Raw genomic sequence first — 17,942 nt, 5'->3', positions numbered from 1 at the left:
TTCTCGCTCATGGCCTGGTCAAACCACCCCCTTACGGGATGGGCGGGTTGTTCCAGCGCTGCACGGTCACGATCATCTGGCCTTCACCGGTGTGGGCCTTGCCGCCATCGTTCACGGCCGCAATGACCTTGAGGTTGCCGGCGTTATTGGTCGACATCTTGCGCGCCGGGTTCGGCCCGGCATCACCCGGGGTGAACACGCCGCTGTCGGCCTGCATGGTGCCGGCGAACTTGACGTCTTCGTCCTCGCGGGCCTGCTCATCGAACGGTGCGACACTCCAGGTGGCCGGGAACAGGCCGATGCGATAAGGCTTGCCGTCGGCGCTTTTGCCCCAGGCTTCGGCATCGAAACGCCCCTGGACCTTGGGTGTGGAGCCGCCGCCATCACCGATGCGCGCCACCGAGAATGCCGGCACCACCTTGACCTCGGCGATGTCCCGATAGACTGCCAGCTCACCGCCATTGAGCTTGCCGACGCTCACCGGCTGCACTCCCAAAGTGGCGTTGCCTGCGACCTTCACCCGGACCTTGATGCGTTGTGGCGTCTGCTCCAGCACCTGCAGCACCTCGACACCCGGCCCGAAGTCCGGCTTACCGGACAGGCCGCTGCCGATCAAGCTGATCTGCGCTTCGCTGCCCGCCTTGAGGTAGCCTGGCTGTACTGCCAGCAGGCGTGGCTGATCTTGCCGAGCGGCGACAAAATCCAGGCCGCGTTCGTCATGGACCTTGTCGAACATCCGGCCTTTCATTTCACCCTTCTTGACGGCAAACACCTGACGCATCGCGACACCGTCCACGGTCACGCTGGCGCGCCATTCATAGCCGCTGTAGAGCACCGCACTGCCCTGTCCCTTGAACGGTGAGCCGTCGGCGTAATGGCCGTCGATGGAGACGGCGAACTGATCATTGGGCTGAGCTTTTACGCTCATCACCCCAGCCAGCTCGCCCTTGCCTGGCAAGTGGCCACTGAAGCTCCAGTCACCGGCCAGGGCCTGGGCCTTGGGCATGGTTTTTTGCCACTCGCGCCAAGCCGGATTGTCCAGCGGATAGCGCGAAGCGAGCAGCGGCACCATCTCCTTGCGGGCCAGGTCAAACCAGTCGCGGTCGCGCGACAGGGCCTGGTATTCCAGCGACGGCCATTGGCCCAGGTGGAAGTTCACCAAGCGCTCCCACTCTTGGGCCGGACGGCGCTGCAGGGCAACCCGCGCGCCGGAGTGACAGCGGCCGCACATCTGCTGGGTCTGATCGTCGAACTGCTCGACCGTGTTCAGCCTTCGCTCCAGGGCATAGCGCACTCCCTCGGTTTCGCTCGGGGCCAGGCCCTGGGTATCGGCCAGGTACTTGACCAGCGTGCGGCGGTCTTCATCGCTGATCTGCAACTGATGCATCGTCTGCATCCGCGCAATACTCATCAACCAGCCTTCGGGCGTCTTGCGCTGATGGCTGATACGGCTCAATGCATTGTCACCTTCGGGCAAATGGCAGCCCTGGCAGGTTTCCTTGAGAATCGCCTGGGCTTCACGCGCCTGGCCTACCTGTGGCTGCAAGGCCAGACCTGCAACCAGGGCCAGCAGGCCACCGGCACTGGCGAACCTGAGTCTTTTGTTCATCAATCACTGACCTCCCACGGGACATTGTTCTTATCGTTATTGGTGTCGCTGTTCTTATTGGTCTTTGGCGCCGGCCGGGAAAGATCAGGCAATGCACGGGCGCCGAAAGCAGCTAGGCAGATCAATACATAATGTGTGCCAACCACTGGAACACGCGATTCCATGGGGTTTGGCGCCGTGCTTGCCAGCCCGAAGCGTTCAATTTCGCGACAGCTGTAACACCCTGAGACTGAAATGCATGGCATTGGGTGTATCACGGGGCAAGCCCGCTCTCACCCTGTAGGAGCGGCGGTGCGACGTCTCGACTTGCCCCGCGAAATGGCCGTCTCACCCCTGTCTCAGACTGAGACACCCCTCACCCCGGTAATTCCCGGCCAGCCTCGCAAAACCGGGCTCCCAAGACATTGGCACAAGCGTTGCGAACACCCCGCATCACTCAACAACAACGAGGTTCGCCATGTCCGCCCCTGCCCCCCTGCACCCAGCCGTCGAAGCCTTCATCCAACGCAGCCCCAGCATGCTCGTCGGCGCCGACTGGGTTGCCGCCAGCGATGGCGCGACCCTAACCCTGCGCAACCCGGCCAACGGCGAAACCCTCTGCCAGGTCCCGGCTGCGACCCCGACCGATGTCGACCGCGCCGTCCAGGCCGCACGCCAGGCCTTCGACGACTCTGCCTGGAGCCGCACCCGCCCCCGCGAGCGCCAGAACCTGCTGTGGCGCCTGGCCGATCTGCTCGAACGCGATGGCGAAATCCTCGCCCAGCTCGAATGCCTGAACAACGGCAAGAGCGCCGCAGTCGCCCGCGCCATGGACGTGCAACTGGCCATAGACTTTTTGCGCTACATGGCCGGCTGGGCCACCAAGGTCGAAGGCAGCACCGTCGAGGTGTCCATGCCGCTGATGCCCCATGACCAGTTCCACGGTTTTGTACGTCGCGAAGCCGTTGGCGTGGTCGGCGCCATCGTCGCCTGGAACTTCCCCTTGTTGCTGGCCTGCTGGAAACTTGGCCCGGCCCTGGCCACCGGCTGCACCGTGGTCCTCAAGCCTGCCGACGAAACCCCGCTCAGCGCCCTGAAACTTGCCGAGCTGGTACTCGAAGCGGGCTACCCCACAGGGGTGTTCAACGTGGTAACCGGCACCGGCCTGGTCGCCGGCGATGCGCTGACCCGCAACCCCCAGGTCGACAAACTGACCTTCACCGGTTCCACCGCCGTGGGCCAGACCATTGGCAAGATCGCCATGGACTCCATGACCCGGGTCACCCTTGAACTGGGTGGCAAATCGCCGACCATCGTCATGGCCGACGCCGACCTCGCCACCGCTGCTGCAGGGGCCGCCAGCGCGATCTTCTTCAATCAGGGCCAAGTGTGCTGTGCAGGCTCGCGGCTGTATGTTCAGCGCAAGCACTTCGACAATGTGGTCGCCGATATCGCCGGCATCGCCAATGCCATGAAACTGGGCAACGGCCTGGACCCCAGCGTCGAGATGGGCCCGCTGATTTCCGCACGCCAGCAAAAGCGCGTGTACGACTACATCGAGCAAGGCCGCAACAGTGGCGCGACCATTGCCTGTGGTGGCGAGCAGTTCGGCCCCGGCTACTTCGTCAAGCCGACGGTGATTGTCGATGTCGACCAACGCCATCCACTGGTGCAGGAAGAGATCTTCGGCCCGGTGTTGGTGGCCATTCCCTTCGACGACGAAGCCGATGCGCTGCGCATGGCCAACGACAGCCCCTACGGGCTGGGGGCGAGCATCTGGTCGAACAACCTGGCAGCGGTTCACCGCATGATTCCGCGCATCCGCTCAGGCTCGGTGTGGGTCAACTGCCACAGTGCCCTGGACCCGGCGCTGCCCTTTGGCGGCTACAAGATGTCGGGGGTCGGACGCGAGATGGGCGCAGCGGCCATCGAGCACTACACCGAGCTCAAGTCGGTATTGATCAAGCTCTGAAGGTCAAGGCCGGTAGCCCTGACTGAGCAGCCAGCGCCGCACCTGCAGCGCTTGCTCGGGCGCCAGGTCTGCCAGCACCTGCTGCGCCGGCTCATGGCGCAGCCGGCTCACCAACGGCGCCAGCTCGATGCCCTGCACGTGCCAGATACCCAGGGGCTGGTCGGGGCTGGTGACCACCTGCGCGCGGTCTACCAGGCCGTCGCGCAACACCGGAGCCCACTGCACCTGAAGGGCGCCGAAGTCCGGGGCGGGGTGCAGGGGCCGGGCATCGGGCCAGGTGCTCCGTGCCTGCCAGAACGGCTGCTCGGTCCAGCGCTGTTCCTGTGCGTAGAAGTCCCGGCCGATACGCGCAAAGCGCCAGAACAGTTGCTCGACGCGCTGCTGATGAAACTGTTGGGCCAGCGCCGTACGCTCGGGCAGGTTGAGCACGGTATTGATCACGGCCGGCGCCTGCAGAGCAGACGACAGCGATTGGAAAATCCCATTGCCCGACAGCGGATCGACCGCCATCGCCGCATCCCCCACCCTGATCCAGCCATCGCCACAGCTGTGCCGCGACAGGATCGCCGTGCTGCTGCGCGCGTGCAGTTGCAGGTCGTGCTCCTGGTCACTGGCAAAAAAGCGCTGCGCCATCTCAGACGCCTGGCGTCGCCCCCGGCAGTAGTCGATCAAACCGGCTTTATCGGGCAACAGGGTGCTGGCCACGTCCAGGGTCATCTGCCAGTAGCAGCGGCCATCGGCCTGGCGAGCCATCCATACCCAGCCATCGGCAAGGCTTTCGACCGCGCTGGCGGCAGGCCCGGGTTGGCCTTGCCAACGATTGAGCAAACTGAGGGTTTCCGGGCCGCGCCAGGCCTTGCCGGGCAACGCACCATCACGTAGGGGCGCCTGCCGGCCACGAGCCTCGATGATAAAGTCCGCGACCAGGTCAGGAGCCCCTTCCAGCGCCACGAAGGAGCGCTGGGCGTCGCGCTGGACCGCCAGCACCCGCGCCTCGATCAGGGCGACGCCTGCGGTGTGCAGGTCATCGCGCAGCCCTTGATCGAAGGTGGGTCGGTCGAGCAAAAACTCATGATTGCGCGCAGCACTGTCGCCGTTCCAGTTCACCTGCCGCAATGAAGGTTCGCTGGCGCATCGCAACGCCTTTTCCAGGCCAGCAGCGCGCAAGCCTTCAAGCACCCGCTGCGACACCCCTTCCAAGGCCGCGAAGCGCCGCCACTCACTGACGATGCACACGTCATGGCCCAGCTTGCGCAAACCCAGCGCCACCGCCGCCCCCGCTGGGCCCGCGCCCAGAATCACGACCTGGCTCATGGCCCGCGCCTGCGTTCGACACCCCGGTAATGGGCGTTTTCCTGAAGCCAAACGAGCACCTCGGCATTGCTTGCCGTCGGCTGCTGCTGCAGGTACGCCGCGAGATGCCCGCTGAGTGCCGCGCAACCAAGGCTGGCGCCGGAAAGTCGCGCATCGGCGCTGCGCACACAGGCAGCAAAACACGCCTGGGGCGAGTCCAGCCATGTCCACTGCCCGGCGTCGCAGCGGGCATCACCGGTCACTGCCAGCACGCCAGGATAGGCGGCCGGATACACCGGCGCCCCCTGGGCCGGGCTTGAGGCACAGACCAGCACCCCGGCCTCGACCGCCGCCTGACACGCCTGGCGCAGTGCCGGGCGGTCTTCGCGCAGCCCCAGGCTGAGATTGATCACGCGCACCTCGCAGCCGAGCAGCCAATCAATCGCCGCCGCCACCTGCAAGGCAGTGGTGACCCCGCGCTGGTCGAATACCTGGGCAACACACAAGCGCGCTTCACCCGCCCGCGAGGTGATCGCCTCGGCCACCGCCGAGCCATGCCCCAGGGCATCCTCGAGCAACTCACCTTGTTGTACGCCAAGGCCTGCCAGCTCAAACCTGCACGCTGATGCAACCTGCCCAGGCGCCAGGCCATGGCCGCTGTCGACCATACCAATGCGCAGCTCAGGCTTCATGGGGCTGCTCCCATCGCTCGCGCAACTTCCCGTCGTGCAACGCCAGGCGCAGGTCGGCATCGGCCAGAGTCGAGGGCCGATGACTGATCAAGATGCGGGTGCGGGTGCTGAACAGCACGTCGATGGCGGCGATGACTTCCCGTTCGGTGCGTTCGTCCACCGCCGAGGTGGCTTCATCGAGCACCAGAATGAGCGGGTCCTGGAGCAGCGCCCGGGCAATGGCAATGCGTTGCTTCTGCCCGCCCGACAACTGCTGGCCCCGCTCGCCCAGCGGACTGTCCAGGCCTTCGGGCAACGATGCGATCAGGCTGTCCAGCTGTGCCAGGCGGGCCACTGCGGTTATCGCTTCGCGCGTGGCGTCGGGCGCGCTGTAGGCCAGGTTGTCGGTCAGGCTGCCGCGAAACAGCACGATATCCTGGCTGACCACCGCCACACGCCGGCGCAGTTCAAACAGATCCAGTTCGCGCAGGTCGACGCCACCGAGCAGGATGCGCCCGGCCTGGGGGTCGTAGAAACGTTGCAGCAAGTCGATCAGGGTCGACTTGCCCACCCCCGAGGCGCCACTCAAGGCCACCTTGCAACCGTGGGGAATGCTCGCCTGTACCTCGCACAACAGCGCCGGGCGCCCCGGATGCGCAAAGCTCACGCCCTGCAACTGCAAGTCCCCCATGGAAGGCATCGGCTGCGACTGCACAGGGCTGGTCACCTCCGGCAACTCACCACGCAGCTCCATGACCCGCCCCAGGCTGACACTCATGCGTTGCATCGCCACATACAGGCCCAGCAGGCTCTGCACTGGCCCCACGGCCATGCCCAGGTAGGTCGAGAACGCGATCAGGGCGCCCAGTTGCCAGGTGCCCTGCACCACCCAATAGCCGCCGACCAGAAAGGCACAGGCGCGTGACAGCGAGGTCAGGGTGCCAGGCACCGCCTGGGTGAAAAACTCGGTGACCTGCACCCGTAGCAACTGGTTCATGTAGCCCTGGCCCAGGCCGTCCAGGCGCCGTGCCTCACGCTGCTGCTGGCCGGCGGACTGGATGAACTTCATCGCCGGCAGCGTCTCGACCAGGAACGACGACACATCCGCCGACTTCTCGCGCAGTTGCCGCACTTCGCGCTCGACCTTGCGGCGCATCCAGCGCAGCCACAGCACATCCAGCGGAATCAGCACCAGCGCCAGTAGCGACAGCTTCCACGACAACGCCAGGAGCATCGCCAGGGCGCACACCAGGCCGATCACACTGGAAACGGCGGAGAACAGCGAGTCGACGGCAAAGCGCTGGATCTCGGCGACATCGCCATCGAGCCGCGACATCAGGTCACCGATGCGGCGCTTGCCATAGAAGGTCGGAGACAGGCCCTGCAGGTGACGGTAGATCTCGTCGCGCAGGGCAAACAGGATACGCCCGGACAGGCGCGTATGCAGGTAGCGGTTCAGGCCCGACAGCAGCGTGCCGAGAATACCGGCCAGCACCATCAGCCCGGCGATCAGCGCCAGGGTCGGAAAGTTGCGCGCCAGCAGGCCGTCATCGATCAGCAGCTTGGTCAACCAGGGCTGCACCAGCACCAGCAAGGTCGCGCACAGTGACAACCCCAGCAGCCCGGCGATGGCCAGGCGCTGCGGGCGGATGAAACCGTACAACCAGCGCAGCGCTGCATCCAGCGCTGGTGGGTCCGGGTGATCGATCAGCCGGGCAAGCAGGCGCTGGATCAAGGCTGCACCTGCTTGAGTTTGCGGTACAGGGTTGCGCGGCTGACACCCAGCGCCTGGGCCGCCGCGCTGACATTGCCGCCATGGCGCTCCATGGCCTGGCGGATCAGCGCCAACTGCGAATCACGCATGCGTCCTCCGCCACTGGGCGGCATGCTGCCGCGCAGCTCGTCAAGCAGGTTATCGGGCAAATGCATCAGGTCCAGCTCCTGCTCGCCGGGTTCGCGCATGGCCAGCAGCAGGCGCAAGGTCATCTCCAGTTGGCGGATGTTGCCCGGCCAGTGATAGGCGGCAAACACGCTGCTCAGCTCGCTTGATACCTGCACGCCCTCACCGCCTAGGCGGTCCAGCAGGCTGCGGATCAAGGCCGGCAGATCTTCGCGCTCGCGCAGGGCTGGCAATTGCACGCTGATGCCGTGGATGCGGTAGTAAAGGTCCTCGCGAAACTGCTGGGACTGGACCTGGGCCTTGAGGTCACGGTGAGTGGCACAGATCAGGGCGATGTCCAGATCCTGCTCCTGGCCGGCGCCCAGCGGCGCTACTTTGCGCTCCTGCAGCACCCGCAACAGACGGGCTTGCAGCGCCAGCGGCATATCGCCGACTTCGTCGAGAAACAGCGTGCCGCCGTGGGCCTGCTGCAGGCGTCCGACCATGCCGCCGCGGCGCGAGCCGGTGAAGGCGCCTTCGCGGTAGCCGAACAGCTCGGACTCGATCAGGCCTTCGGGAATCGCCGCACAGTTCACTGCGACGAAGGGTTTGCTGGCACGGGCGCTGTCTTGATGCAGGGCACGGGCGACGACTTCCTTGCCGCTGCCGGTCTCACCCAGCAACACCACCGGCAGGCCGTTGGCCAAGCCCTGGCGGGCCATGCGCAGGGCGCGCGCATGGCGGCTGTTGCCGGCACCGAGGCGCTCAAGGTCCGGATGCTGAGTGAGCGCCCGCGAGGACTGTAGCGCAGGAACACTGACGCTCAGGGGCCGCTGCGGCACCTGCAGGGTTTTGTAGAAAAAGCCACCTTTGGCGGTCTCGACATGCTCGACCTTGCCCTGCTGCAGGCGCGCCAGCCATTGCTCCAGGCGCATGCCGAGCAGGCCGTCGCAACGTTGGCCGATGAGGTTGTCGCGAGGGCTTGCCAGCAACTGGCAGGCCTGGTTGCTGGCCGCCACGATGCGCCCGTCCATGCCCAGCGCCAGCAGGCCCTGCCACGGTGAATCGAGGTAGTGCCGGCGGCTGTGGAAGGCCAGCACGATCTGTTCGGGGTAGCTGTTGTTGAACAGCTTGCCTTCGATCTGGCTCACCGCCAGGGCCAGCAGCGCAGTACGGTCGTGCAGGCGGCCAAGCGGTCCCTCGCGGGTAAGGTCGAGCACACCGAACAGCTCACCCTGCGGGCAGTGGATCGGTACTGAGGTGCAAGAGTAGTCCGCAAGGCGTTCGAGGAAGTGTTCACCGCAATCGATCTGCACCGTGCGCGCTTCCACCAGCGCGGTGCCCAGCGCATTGGTACCGCGCTCGGCTTCGCTCCAGCAGGTGCCGGGGGCAATGCCCGCCTGGCTGCTGGTGCGCAGGGTGTCTGCCGTGCCTTCGACGGCGAGAATGGTGGCGTCGGCGTTGGCCAGGATGATCAGGCCATCGTCGCCCTGGCGGCCGCGCAGGTAGTCGAGCTCGGCAGTGGCGGCATCGAGCAGCAGCCGGTTGCGGGCCAGCAGCAGGTCGAGGCTGGCCGCAGAAGCGAGGCTGACCTCGTTGCGGCTGTGCACGCCCACTCCATGGTCGAGGCTGCGTCGCCACGACGCATCGATTTCGGCCCGCAGCACCCCTTCGGGTACCTGTCCGTCTACCGAGAGCATTTCCCGGGCCAGGCGCGTGCTGGGCGGCAATGCATTTGTTGTTGTTTTTAGTGTGCTCATCGGCGGCTCCCGCTCGGTGTCCCGATATAAGCAAGTACCACACCAACAATGCGTCGGTGGGCTAGCGGTTGCCTTTCCTTTTACGTCAAGGGTGGGAAAGCTGCAATCACCGCGTATCGCGGCTGTGTGCCTACAACCGATAGGCCGCTGGCACCTGCTGCTCGACAAAGTCGTGCAAGTGCTCAATGAAACGTGCAAGCAACCGCGACGAAGGAACCTGCGCAGGCAGCAGTAACGTGAAATCCATTTCTACTGTGGGCTCAAACGGCAGGAACACTACACCGGCCCCGGCGAACTCCAATGCACTGATGGCATCGATCAGGGCCACGCCTTGCCCATTGGCGACAAAGTTGCACATCGGCAGCGAGAGTTGGGTTTCCACGCGCAAGTCACGGGTCACGCCATGGGCGGCGAAAATGGCATCGATGTATTGGCGCGAGGCGATATTGCTCGGATACGACACAAACGCCTCGCCTTCCAGGTCTTCGGGAACCACCTTCGATTGTTCCTGCAATCGGTGCCCCGCCGGCAGCGCACACAACAGCGGCGAGCGGAACAAACGCTCTCCCCGGGGCCCCAGGTAACTATCGGGTTCGGCGATCATGCCCAGGTCGCAGCGCTGCCCCATCAAGCGGTCGACCACCTCCCGGGAGGCCAGCACTTCAAGCGTGATCTGCACCTGTTCGTGCTCGGCCAGAAATGCACAGATGGCCCGTGGCAGAAAGGAAAGACCCAGGGCTGGCGCACAGGCGATATGCAGCGAGCCGCGCTTGAGGCCCACGATCTCCTTTGCAGTGCGGGCGATACGCTCCACGCCCAGCAACGAGCGCTGCACTTCCTCGAACAACACATGCGCCTCGGCAGTCGGGTGCAAGCGTCCCTTGACCCGATCGAACAAGGTCAGCCCGATGTCCTCCTCCAGCGCTGCAATCAAACGTGTGGCTGCCGGTTGGGAGATGTGCAGCATCTCGGCGGCGCGGGTAACGGTCTGGCCAAGCATCACGGCGCGGAAGGCTTCGAGGTGGCGAAGATTCATGGAAAAAACCATAACCAAAAAACATGAATGACAGAAAACAAAGCATTTTTAAAGCCTGAGCCACCAGCCTAGCATCGGCTCCATATCAATCATAAGCCCATTTTCATTGGTGATTCAGACCACCACGCAGCGGATCTGGGCAGGGCATCACACTATGCAAAGCTCACAAACCATCGTTCTTGGCGCCGGCCTCGTAGGCATGGCCGTGGCCTATGGCCTCGCACGGCAAGGGCATGCGGTGACCGTCCTGGATGAAGGCGACCAGGCCTTTCGTGCCTCGCGTGGCAACTTCGGCCTGTTGTGGGTACAAAGCAAAGGTTTTCGCATGCTTCCCTATGCCCGATGGACCCGTCGTTCAGCAGCGTTATGGCCCGAGTTTGCGCGGATGCTGGCGGTCGATAGCGGCATCGACGTGCAACTTCGCCAGCCTGGTGGTTTTCAGTTGTGCCTTTCCACTGACGAGCTCAAACAGGAGCTGGCACGACTGGAATGGCTGCGTGATGCCCAACAGGGTGACTACCCCTTTGAATGCCTGGAAGGGGCACAGTTGCGTCAGCGCTTGCCTGGCGTTGGCGATGCGGTGGTAGGCGCCTGCTACTCGCCATTGGATGGCCACGTCAATCCGCTCAAGCTACTGCATGCCTTGCATGTGGCCTGCCAGCAATGGGGCGTGAAAGTGAGCAATGGTTGCCGGATCGATGCCATCGGCCAGCACAGCGGCGGTTTCGAGTTGGCCGCCGGCGGCCAGCGCTGGCGCTGCAAGCAGTTGGTGCTGGCGGCAGGCCTGGGCAATCGAACACTGGGGGCGCAACTGGGTCATGAGGTTCCCCTGGGTACAACACGCGGCCAGATACTCGTTAGCGAACGGTTGCAGCCGTTTCTGCATTTTCCCACCAGCACCGTGCGCCAGACCGACGAAGGTACCGTGCAATTGGGCGACTCCGCCGAGTCCGTGGGGCTGAACGACAGCGCCAGCGTGCCGGTAATGGCCGACATCGCCCGGCGCGCCGTGCAGTCGTTTCCATGCCTGGCCCATGTGCGCCTGGTGCGCGCATGGGGCGCCCTGCGGGTACTGACGCCAGATGGCGCGCCCATTTATGAAGCCTTGGGCTGCGCACCTGGCGCCTGGGTGGTGTCCTGCCACAGCGGGGTGACCCTGGCCGCCGCCCACGCCTTGAGCCTGGCACGCCATATAGCGGAGCAGTCACCCACTGCCGAACTGGCACCGTTCTCCTTGCAGCGCTTCGATCAGCAAAGCGAATTCAACTATGCCCACTGAACCGTTGTTCCGGCCTTTGTCTGTGGACATAGCCACCGTACAAATCTGCTTCGATGACCAACCGCTGCAGGTACCGGCCGGGGTATCGCTGGCTGCTGCGCTGCTCGCCAGCGGGGTACGCCAAAGCCGCAGCACACCGATCAGCGGCAGTGCGCGAGCGCCGTTCTGCATGATGGGGGTGTGCTTTGAATGCCTGGTCCAGATCGATGGCGCTCCCAACTGCCAAGCCTGCCTGACGCCGGTACGCCCCGGTATGCAGGTGTATAGCCAACGGGGTGCGCGTCGTGCCGACCCACAGGGAGACGAGCATGGACGCTGAGTGCTACGACCTGGTGATCATCGGCGCAGGCCCCGCCGGCATGGCTGCTGCCATCGAAGCCTGCAGCCATGGCTTGCGCGTGGCCGTGCTGGACGAGCAGGCCAGCCCCGGTGGACAGATCTATCGCAACGTTCTGCACACCGATGCACAGCGTGCCGCCATTCTCGGTCCGGACTACATGGCCGGGCAGGCATTGGTTGACGCCTTTCTGGCCAGCCCCGCCCACTACATCGCCGAAGCAGCCGTGTGGCAGGTGAGCGCCGAAAAAGCCGTGCACTTTCTCAACAAAGGCGAGGCCAAGGTGATACAGGGCCGCGCCCTGCTGTTGGCCACCGGCGCCTATGAGCGCCCCACGCCCATCCCGGGCTGGACGCTACCCGGCGTGATGACCGCAGGTGCCGGGCAGATCTTGCTCAAAAGCGCTGCACTCCTGCCCAATGGCCCCGTGGTGCTGGCCGGCTGCGGCCCGCTGCTGTACCTGCTGGCGGTCCAGTACCTGCAAGCCGGCATCCGTCCAGCGGCCGTGGTCGATACCAGCGGCTACAGCGACCTGCTGCGTGGCGCGGCTCATCTGCCAGGGATCCTGCGGGGATGGCGGGACCTGGGCAAAGGCCTGGGCTTGCTTGGCACGTTACGGCGCCTGCAGATTCCGCACTATCGCGCTGCCCGCGACCTGTACATCGAAGGTGAATCCCAGGCCCGGGCCTTGTGCTTTACCCGTAACGGCCACCTGCACCGCGTACCCGCCACGCTGATATTGCTGCACCAGGGCGTAGTACCCAACACCCAGATCAGTAGCGCCCTGAGACTGGACCACGACTGGGACAAAGCCCAGCACTGCTGGACAGCCCGGCGTAACCGCTGGGGCGAAACCAGCCTGGCAGGTGTGTTCATCGCCGGCGACGGGAGCCGCATCGGCGGTGCGTTGGCGGCCCAGCAACAAGGTCGTCTGGCCGCCCTGGCCATCGCCCGCCAGACAGACTCGATCGAACCCCAGCAGTGGACAGAACGTGAACGCGATTGCCGCAAGCGTCTGGCCCGGCATCTGGCCCTTCGTCCGCTGCTCGACAGCCTGTACCCACCAAGCCCGCAATGCCGGGCGCCCAACGACGACGTGATCATCTGCCGCTGCGAAGAGGTACGCGCCAAAGACATCCGCGCCATGGTCGCCCTGGGCTGTCTTGGGCCCAACCAGACCAAGGCGTTCAGCCGCTGCGGCATGGGCCCTTGCCAAGGCCGGATGTGCGGTTTGAGCGTCACCGAACTGATCGCCAGCGAACGCCGGGTAACGCCGGAACACGTGGGTTACTACCGTATCCGCCCGCCGCTCAAGCCCATCACGCTGGCGCAATTGGCCAGTGAAACACCACATACCCATCGCCTGGAGGCACCATGAGTACCCTTGAACATTTCGACAGCAACCCACGCCTGAGCCGAGTGGTGGTGCACAACGACCTGGCCTGGCTCAGTGGCATCGTCGCGGCCGATTGCAGCCAGTGCATCGAAGGCCAAACCCGCCAGATCCTGCAACGCCTCGATCAGTTGCTCGCCGATGTCGGCAGCAGCCGTGAGCGCCTGCTCAGCGTGCAACTGTGGATGAGCGACATGAAAGCCGACTTCGCCACGATGAATACGGTATGGACCGACTGGCTGAACGGTGCTGCGGCCCCCGCCCGCGCCACGGCCCAGGTAGTGTTCGACGACCCCGCCATTCGTCTGGAACTGATCGCCACCGCCGCATGCCAGGCCTGAACGGCTACTCCTTTACCTGATGCTGGAGCTGATCATGAAAACAACAACACTGCTCACCCGTCTGGCCCTCTCCACCCTGCTGGGGCTATCGCTCGCAGCCCATGCCGAGCAAGAAAGCCTGCGCCTGGGTATCGAGGCGTCTTATCCGCCGTTTGCCTACAAGTCTCAGAACAATGAACTACAAGGTTTTGACTACGACATCGGCGAGGCGTTGTGTGCGCAAATGAAGGTCAGTTGCCAGTGGAAGGAAATCGAATTCGACGGCCTGATCCCGTCGCTCAAAGTACGCAAGATCGATGCGGCGATCTCCTCGGTCTCGATCACCGATGAGCGCAAGCGCTCGGTGGACTTCACCCACAGCTATTACCGCATCCCGGCCAAACTGGTAACGCGTCAGGGCAACGGTATCGAGCAAATCCCGCAACAACTGAACGGCAAACGGGTAGGCGTACAACGCGGGACCAACTTCGATCGTTATGCCACTGAGCAATTTGCCCCGTTGGGTGCCGAAATCGTGCGCTATGGCACCCAGAACGAAGTATTCCTCGACTTGCTGGCCGGGCGGCTGGATGCCTCGCTTGCAGGCATGGTGGCCATTGAAGAAGGGCTGTTCAAACAGGCCGAGGGCGCGGCGTTCCATTTTGTCGGCCCCGACTACAGCGAAGAGCGTTACTTCGGCTACGGTGCCGGCATGGCCGTGCGCAAGAACGACCCCTTGGGGCAACGCCTGAACGATGCCCTGGCGGCGATCAAGGCCAATGGCACGTATGACAGCATCCGCAAGAAGTACTTCAGTATCGATATTTCAGGCAATTGAGCCTCGCAGGCTGCGCATTCACTGCGCAGCCCGGCAGGTCAGCTCCTGGCCATACCACTTCACCTTGGCTTCGCCCTGGTGCTCCCAGAACTCGACGCCTTCACGGGCATACTTGCTGCCGCTGGCCGCGCGCTGGGCAATGGCGATGGTCTGGTCGTCTCCGTAGGTCAGTACGGCGGCCTGCGGATCGAGCTGGTTGTAGAACACGGCGGTAAAGGGCTTGTCGTTGTCATCGCACTCGAACTCGACCGCCGCCGGTACCTGCACCGATCCGGACTTGATCTGCAACTCGACCAGCCGCGTCTGGTACTGCTCGCGCACACAGGCTTCGGCATCGGTGGCTTTCCAGCATTCGTCACGGCCCTTGATCCAGCCGCGCTGGGTGGCCTTGAGCAGCTTTTGCGAATCACTGTCGGCCTGACCCAGGGCTTTTTTGAAGACGACTGCCAGGTCGCGGTCCAGCTTGCTCAGTTCCGGGCTCTGGCACACCTTCAGTTCCATGCCCTGGGCCTTGTCGCAGGAGAACGAAGGTCCGTCCGCCGCCAAGGCCGCCGCGGCCGACAACAAACCGATCAACAGCACCGAGGTGCGTGTGGCAAACATGGGCAAAGCCTCCATCAGGGAAATATCTGCCAGAGAGTACAGCAGATATCCACAGGGCAGGTGCCGGTTAGCCGTCAGCTCAACAGGCCCAAGGCCTTGGCACGGGCCACGGCCTGGGTGCGCCGTTCGACCCCCAGCTTGCTGTTGATATGGCTGGCGTGGGTTTTGACGGTGTGCAGCGAGATGAACAGGCGCTCGCTGATTTCCTGGTTCGAGCAACCCTGGGCGATAAGTTCCAGCACCGCCGTTTCCCGGGCGCTCAAGGCCTCGCAGGTGGCAGTCGTGGCGGTTTCCGCGGCCTGCAGGGCCGGCAGCAAGGCGAGCAAGCCGGCCTGCGCCGCACTGGCAGGTTGCGCCAACAGTTGCTCGCGCAGCCACAGCGGGTGTTCGTGCAGCAAGCGCTGGAAGGGTTGCAGGACGCCGCCACGTGCCGCGTCGAGGCTCAATACCAGCAGGTCGCGGGCCTGGTCTTCGCTGTTGTTTGCCAGCAGCAGCCCGATCCACTGGCACAAGGCGGTGACGCACAGCAACTGTCCGCCACTGGCCTGACCGCGTTCCACCAGCGCCTGCAAACGTCGCCCGGATGGCTCCAGACGCCCCTGAGTGCGCTCAAGCAGGGCTTGCTGCAGTTCGATGTGCAAGGGCAGCAACGGATGGAACTCCGGCGCCGAAGCCGCTTGCTGGCCGCCGTAGGTCTGGCCCAGGCGCAGCAGCCAGGACTCGGCGAGGTCGGTACGGCCCTGGGCCAGCCAGAGCTCACATTTGACCAGGGTAATCATCGCCAGATAGAACACTGGCGGCACATCCCAGATGTGCATCAGCCGCTCGGCCTCGGCCAGTTCGGCGAACGCTTCGGCAAAGCGCCCTTCACGCCCGTCCAGCGAGGCGATCACGCAGTGGCCGATCAGCACACTGATGTCGCGGCAGGCCCGCGCCTCGACCAGGCCGGCGCGCAGGCGGTTGCGCCCGGCCTCCGGTTGCAGGCGGGCGGCCAGCAGGTAGCCCTCGTACAAGGTCAGTCGCGCCCGCACCGCATATAGGCGTTGCGCCGACAGCCCCTGCAAGCGCTGCAGGCCCTGGCGCACTTCATCCTGGGCGCGCACTACCTCGCCACGGGCGTGCAGCACCCGCGCCCGGTCGTAATGGGCCAGGGCCTCGAACAGCGGGTTGCCAACGCGCTGTGCCAGCTCCAGCGCCTCGCGGTTCCAGCCCCTGGCACGCCAGAAATCACCATCGGCAATGGCCAGGTTGGACAGCGTCGACAGGCACACCAGTCGCTGGCCATAACGCTTTTGCGGCAGGCTGTGCAGCGCTTCGCTGCAATAGGCCAGGGTGGCCTCGCGATCGCCGCGCCCACGGGCAATCACGCCACTGAGCGCCAGCCACTGCGCCAGCATGGATTTTTGTGCCGTCGCCGACGGCGCCGGCAGGAACCGGCTCAGATGGCTGGCCAGCTCTTCGGCAGCATCCAGTTGCCCGGCCAGGCCCAGGGCCCAGCTGTACAGGACGATCAGGCGCGGTGTGCTGATCAGCAGGCTGTCGGGCAGGTCCATCTTCCAGCGCAGCAGCATGCCCACGTTCTGCTCGGCCAGCAGTTGCTCCTCGGACAGGTTCTGCACCAGGTTGGCGGCAACATCCAAGTGCCCCGCCCGCAGGGCCTGCTCTACTGCTTCATCGAGCAAACCCTGGCCATGGAACCAGCGGCAGGCGCGCAGGTGCAGGCTCGACAACGGCAGGCTGGTCTGGCGACTGCGCAGCAGATCGGAAAACAGGTGGTGATAGCGGAACCAGCGCCCATGCTCGTCCAGCGGCACCAGGAACACTTGGTGCGCTTGCAGGTAACGAATGATCTCGGCGCTGTCATGGCTTTCGCGCAGGGCATCACACAGCTCGCTGCAGAAGCGCTCCTGGCAGGCGGTGTCGTTCAGAAAGCCCTGGACTTCGGGTGGCAGGATGTCGATCACCTCTTCGAGCAGGTAGTCGCGAATCAGTCCTTCACCGCCATGCAGTGCCTGGGGCAATGCGCTGTCGGCCCCCGATTCGCTGGTCGCCAGTTGCCAGAAGCGCAAGCCGGCCACCCAGCCATCGCTGCGCTGGATCAGGTTGTCCAGCGCCTGGCCGCGCAGGGCCGTGGGTTGTTGACCGAGCACCGCCAACGACTCGTCCGGGGTCAGGCGCAGGTCTTGTTCGTTGAGCTCCAGCAGTTGGCGCGACAGGCGCAAGCGGGCCAGGTGCCAGTCCGGGCGCTGGCGGCTGGTGACCAGCAACACCAGGCCCGGCGGCAGGTGATTGAGAAAAAACTGCAGGCAGCGATCAAGCACCGGGCCCTGGGCCAGGTGATAGTCGTCCAGTACCAACAGCAAGGGATTGTGCGGTTGCAGGTGGCGGGCCAGTTCGTCGAGCAGGCCGTCGAGCCACTCCTCGAAGGCGAAGGGTTGGTGGCGCTGGCGCATCTTGAGCAGGCCCAGGGCCTGATTGCCCACCGCCGGGCAATACTGCTGAAGGCCTTCGAGCAACCGTTCGAGGAAACGCCCCGGATCGCTGTCCCGCCGGCTCAGGCCCAGCCACAGGCTGCTCCAGTGGTTGGGCAGGCCCTGGCAGAACTCCACCGCCAGCGAGCTCTTGCCGAAACCGGCCGGCGCATTGACCAGCAACAGCCGCCCGCCCAGCCCGGACTGCAGACGCTGGCACAATCGCGCCCGCGGCACATGCCCGTCAGGCAGTGGCGGGCGATAGAAACGCCCTTCCAGGGCACTCATGGCCTGGCTGGAGAACCCTTGCGTACGGGACAGATCAGTCATCGCCGGCTCGTTTTAGTTAGGGAATCTTCGGCAGTACGGGTCAGGGCAGACTAGCGGTTATAACGACGCATTTGAAGATGATTGCCCCTCATTGCAGAAAAAAGACTACATCAACGAACGACATTGTTTATTTCAGCATGTGACACAAACAGAAACGCCCCGGCAAGCCGGG

General features: G+C 64.5%; 14 protein-coding genes. 6 read left to right on the top strand and 8 right to left on the bottom strand.

The annotated features are described in order from the left end of the window. Positions 1-31: 31 nt before the first annotated feature. A complete protein-coding gene (gene peaA / locus H621_RS0114730; RefSeq protein ID WP_028944144.1) occupies positions 32-1,609 on the bottom strand; it encodes a quinohemoprotein amine dehydrogenase subunit alpha in 1,578 nt (525 codons plus the stop codon). 457 nt (positions 1,610-2,066) lie between these two features. Between peaA and H621_RS0114725 the strand changes: the two genes are divergently transcribed. After that, entirely contained in the window at positions 2,067-3,560 is a 1,494-nt protein-coding gene (locus H621_RS0114725; protein WP_028944143.1) for an aldehyde dehydrogenase family protein, read from the top strand. 3 nt (positions 3,561-3,563) lie between these two features. On the opposite strand, the gene qhpG is transcribed toward H621_RS0114725, so the two are convergent. The 5 genes from qhpG to H621_RS0114700 form a co-directional block, all read right to left on the bottom strand. Then, entirely contained in the window at positions 3,564-4,874 is a 1,311-nt protein-coding gene (gene qhpG / locus H621_RS0114720; protein WP_028944142.1) for a flavin-dependent monooxygenase QhpG, read from the bottom strand. Further along, positions 4,871-5,545 (bottom strand): subtilisin-like serine protease QhpE, encoded by a 675-nt coding sequence (gene qhpE / locus H621_RS0114715; RefSeq protein WP_028944141.1) that lies wholly within the window; start codon positions 5,543-5,545, stop codon positions 4,871-4,873. The genes qhpG and qhpE overlap by 4 nt, the downstream gene beginning before the upstream one ends. Next, positions 5,535-7,256 (bottom strand): ABC transporter ATP-binding protein, encoded by a 1,722-nt coding sequence (locus tag H621_RS0114710; protein WP_028944140.1) that lies wholly within the window; start codon positions 7,254-7,256, stop codon positions 5,535-5,537. The genes qhpE and H621_RS0114710 overlap by 11 nt, the downstream gene beginning before the upstream one ends. Next, positions 7,256-9,163: a sigma-54-dependent Fis family transcriptional regulator gene (locus tag H621_RS0114705; RefSeq protein ID WP_028944139.1), complete on the bottom strand. Its 1,908-nt coding sequence runs from the start codon at positions 9,161-9,163 to the stop codon at positions 7,256-7,258. Before H621_RS0114705 ends, H621_RS0114710 begins: the two co-directional genes overlap by 1 nt. Before the next feature lie 130 nt (positions 9,164-9,293). Continuing rightward, positions 9,294-10,199 carry a LysR substrate-binding domain-containing protein gene (locus H621_RS0114700; RefSeq protein WP_028944138.1) on the bottom strand — a complete coding sequence of 302 codons (906 nt, stop codon included), beginning with the start codon at positions 10,197-10,199 and terminating at the stop codon, positions 9,294-9,296. Between the two features lie 154 nt (positions 10,200-10,353). Here H621_RS0114700 and H621_RS0114695 point away from each other — a divergent pair, with 154 nt between their 5' ends. From H621_RS0114695 to H621_RS0114675, 5 genes are read left to right on the top strand one after another with little or no spacing between them, the layout of a single operon-like run. Continuing rightward, positions 10,354-11,478, top strand: coding sequence for an NAD(P)/FAD-dependent oxidoreductase (locus H621_RS0114695; protein ID WP_028944137.1), 1,125 nt, complete (start codon positions 10,354-10,356; stop codon positions 11,476-11,478). Beyond that, positions 11,468-11,797: a (2Fe-2S)-binding protein gene (locus H621_RS0114690; RefSeq protein ID WP_028944136.1), complete on the top strand. Its 330-nt coding sequence runs from the start codon at positions 11,468-11,470 to the stop codon at positions 11,795-11,797. Before H621_RS0114695 ends, H621_RS0114690 begins: the two co-directional genes overlap by 11 nt. Continuing rightward, on the top strand, positions 11,787-13,193 hold the full coding sequence (locus H621_RS0114685) for an FAD/NAD(P)-dependent oxidoreductase (RefSeq protein ID WP_028944135.1): 1,407 nt from the start codon (positions 11,787-11,789) through the stop codon (positions 13,191-13,193). Before H621_RS0114690 ends, H621_RS0114685 begins: the two co-directional genes overlap by 11 nt. Then, positions 13,190-13,549: a RidA family protein gene (locus tag H621_RS0114680; protein ID WP_028944134.1), complete on the top strand. Its 360-nt coding sequence runs from the start codon at positions 13,190-13,192 to the stop codon at positions 13,547-13,549. The genes H621_RS0114685 and H621_RS0114680 overlap by 4 nt, the downstream gene beginning before the upstream one ends. A gap of 34 nt (positions 13,550-13,583) precedes the next feature. Beyond that, on the top strand, positions 13,584-14,366 hold the full coding sequence (locus H621_RS0114675) for a transporter substrate-binding domain-containing protein (RefSeq protein ID WP_028944133.1): 783 nt from the start codon (positions 13,584-13,586) through the stop codon (positions 14,364-14,366). Positions 14,367-14,384: 18 nt separating this feature from the next. On the opposite strand, the gene H621_RS0114670 is transcribed toward H621_RS0114675, so the two are convergent. Both H621_RS0114670 and H621_RS0114665 read right to left on the bottom strand, forming a co-directional pair. Further along, positions 14,385-14,969 (bottom strand): MliC family protein, encoded by a 585-nt coding sequence (locus tag H621_RS0114670; protein ID WP_051270543.1) that lies wholly within the window; start codon positions 14,967-14,969, stop codon positions 14,385-14,387. A 74-nt stretch (positions 14,970-15,043) separates the two neighbouring features. Continuing rightward, positions 15,044-17,770 carry a helix-turn-helix transcriptional regulator gene (locus tag H621_RS0114665; RefSeq protein WP_028944131.1) on the bottom strand — a complete coding sequence of 909 codons (2,727 nt, stop codon included), beginning with the start codon at positions 17,768-17,770 and terminating at the stop codon, positions 15,044-15,046. Positions 17,771-17,942 lie beyond the last annotated feature (172 nt).

Source organism: Pseudomonas vranovensis DSM 16006 (genome assembly GCF_000425805.1).
GTDB classification, from domain to species: domain Bacteria; phylum Pseudomonadota; class Gammaproteobacteria; order Pseudomonadales; family Pseudomonadaceae; genus Aquipseudomonas; species Aquipseudomonas vranovensis.
This window is presented reverse-complemented; position numbering and strand designations above follow the sequence as displayed.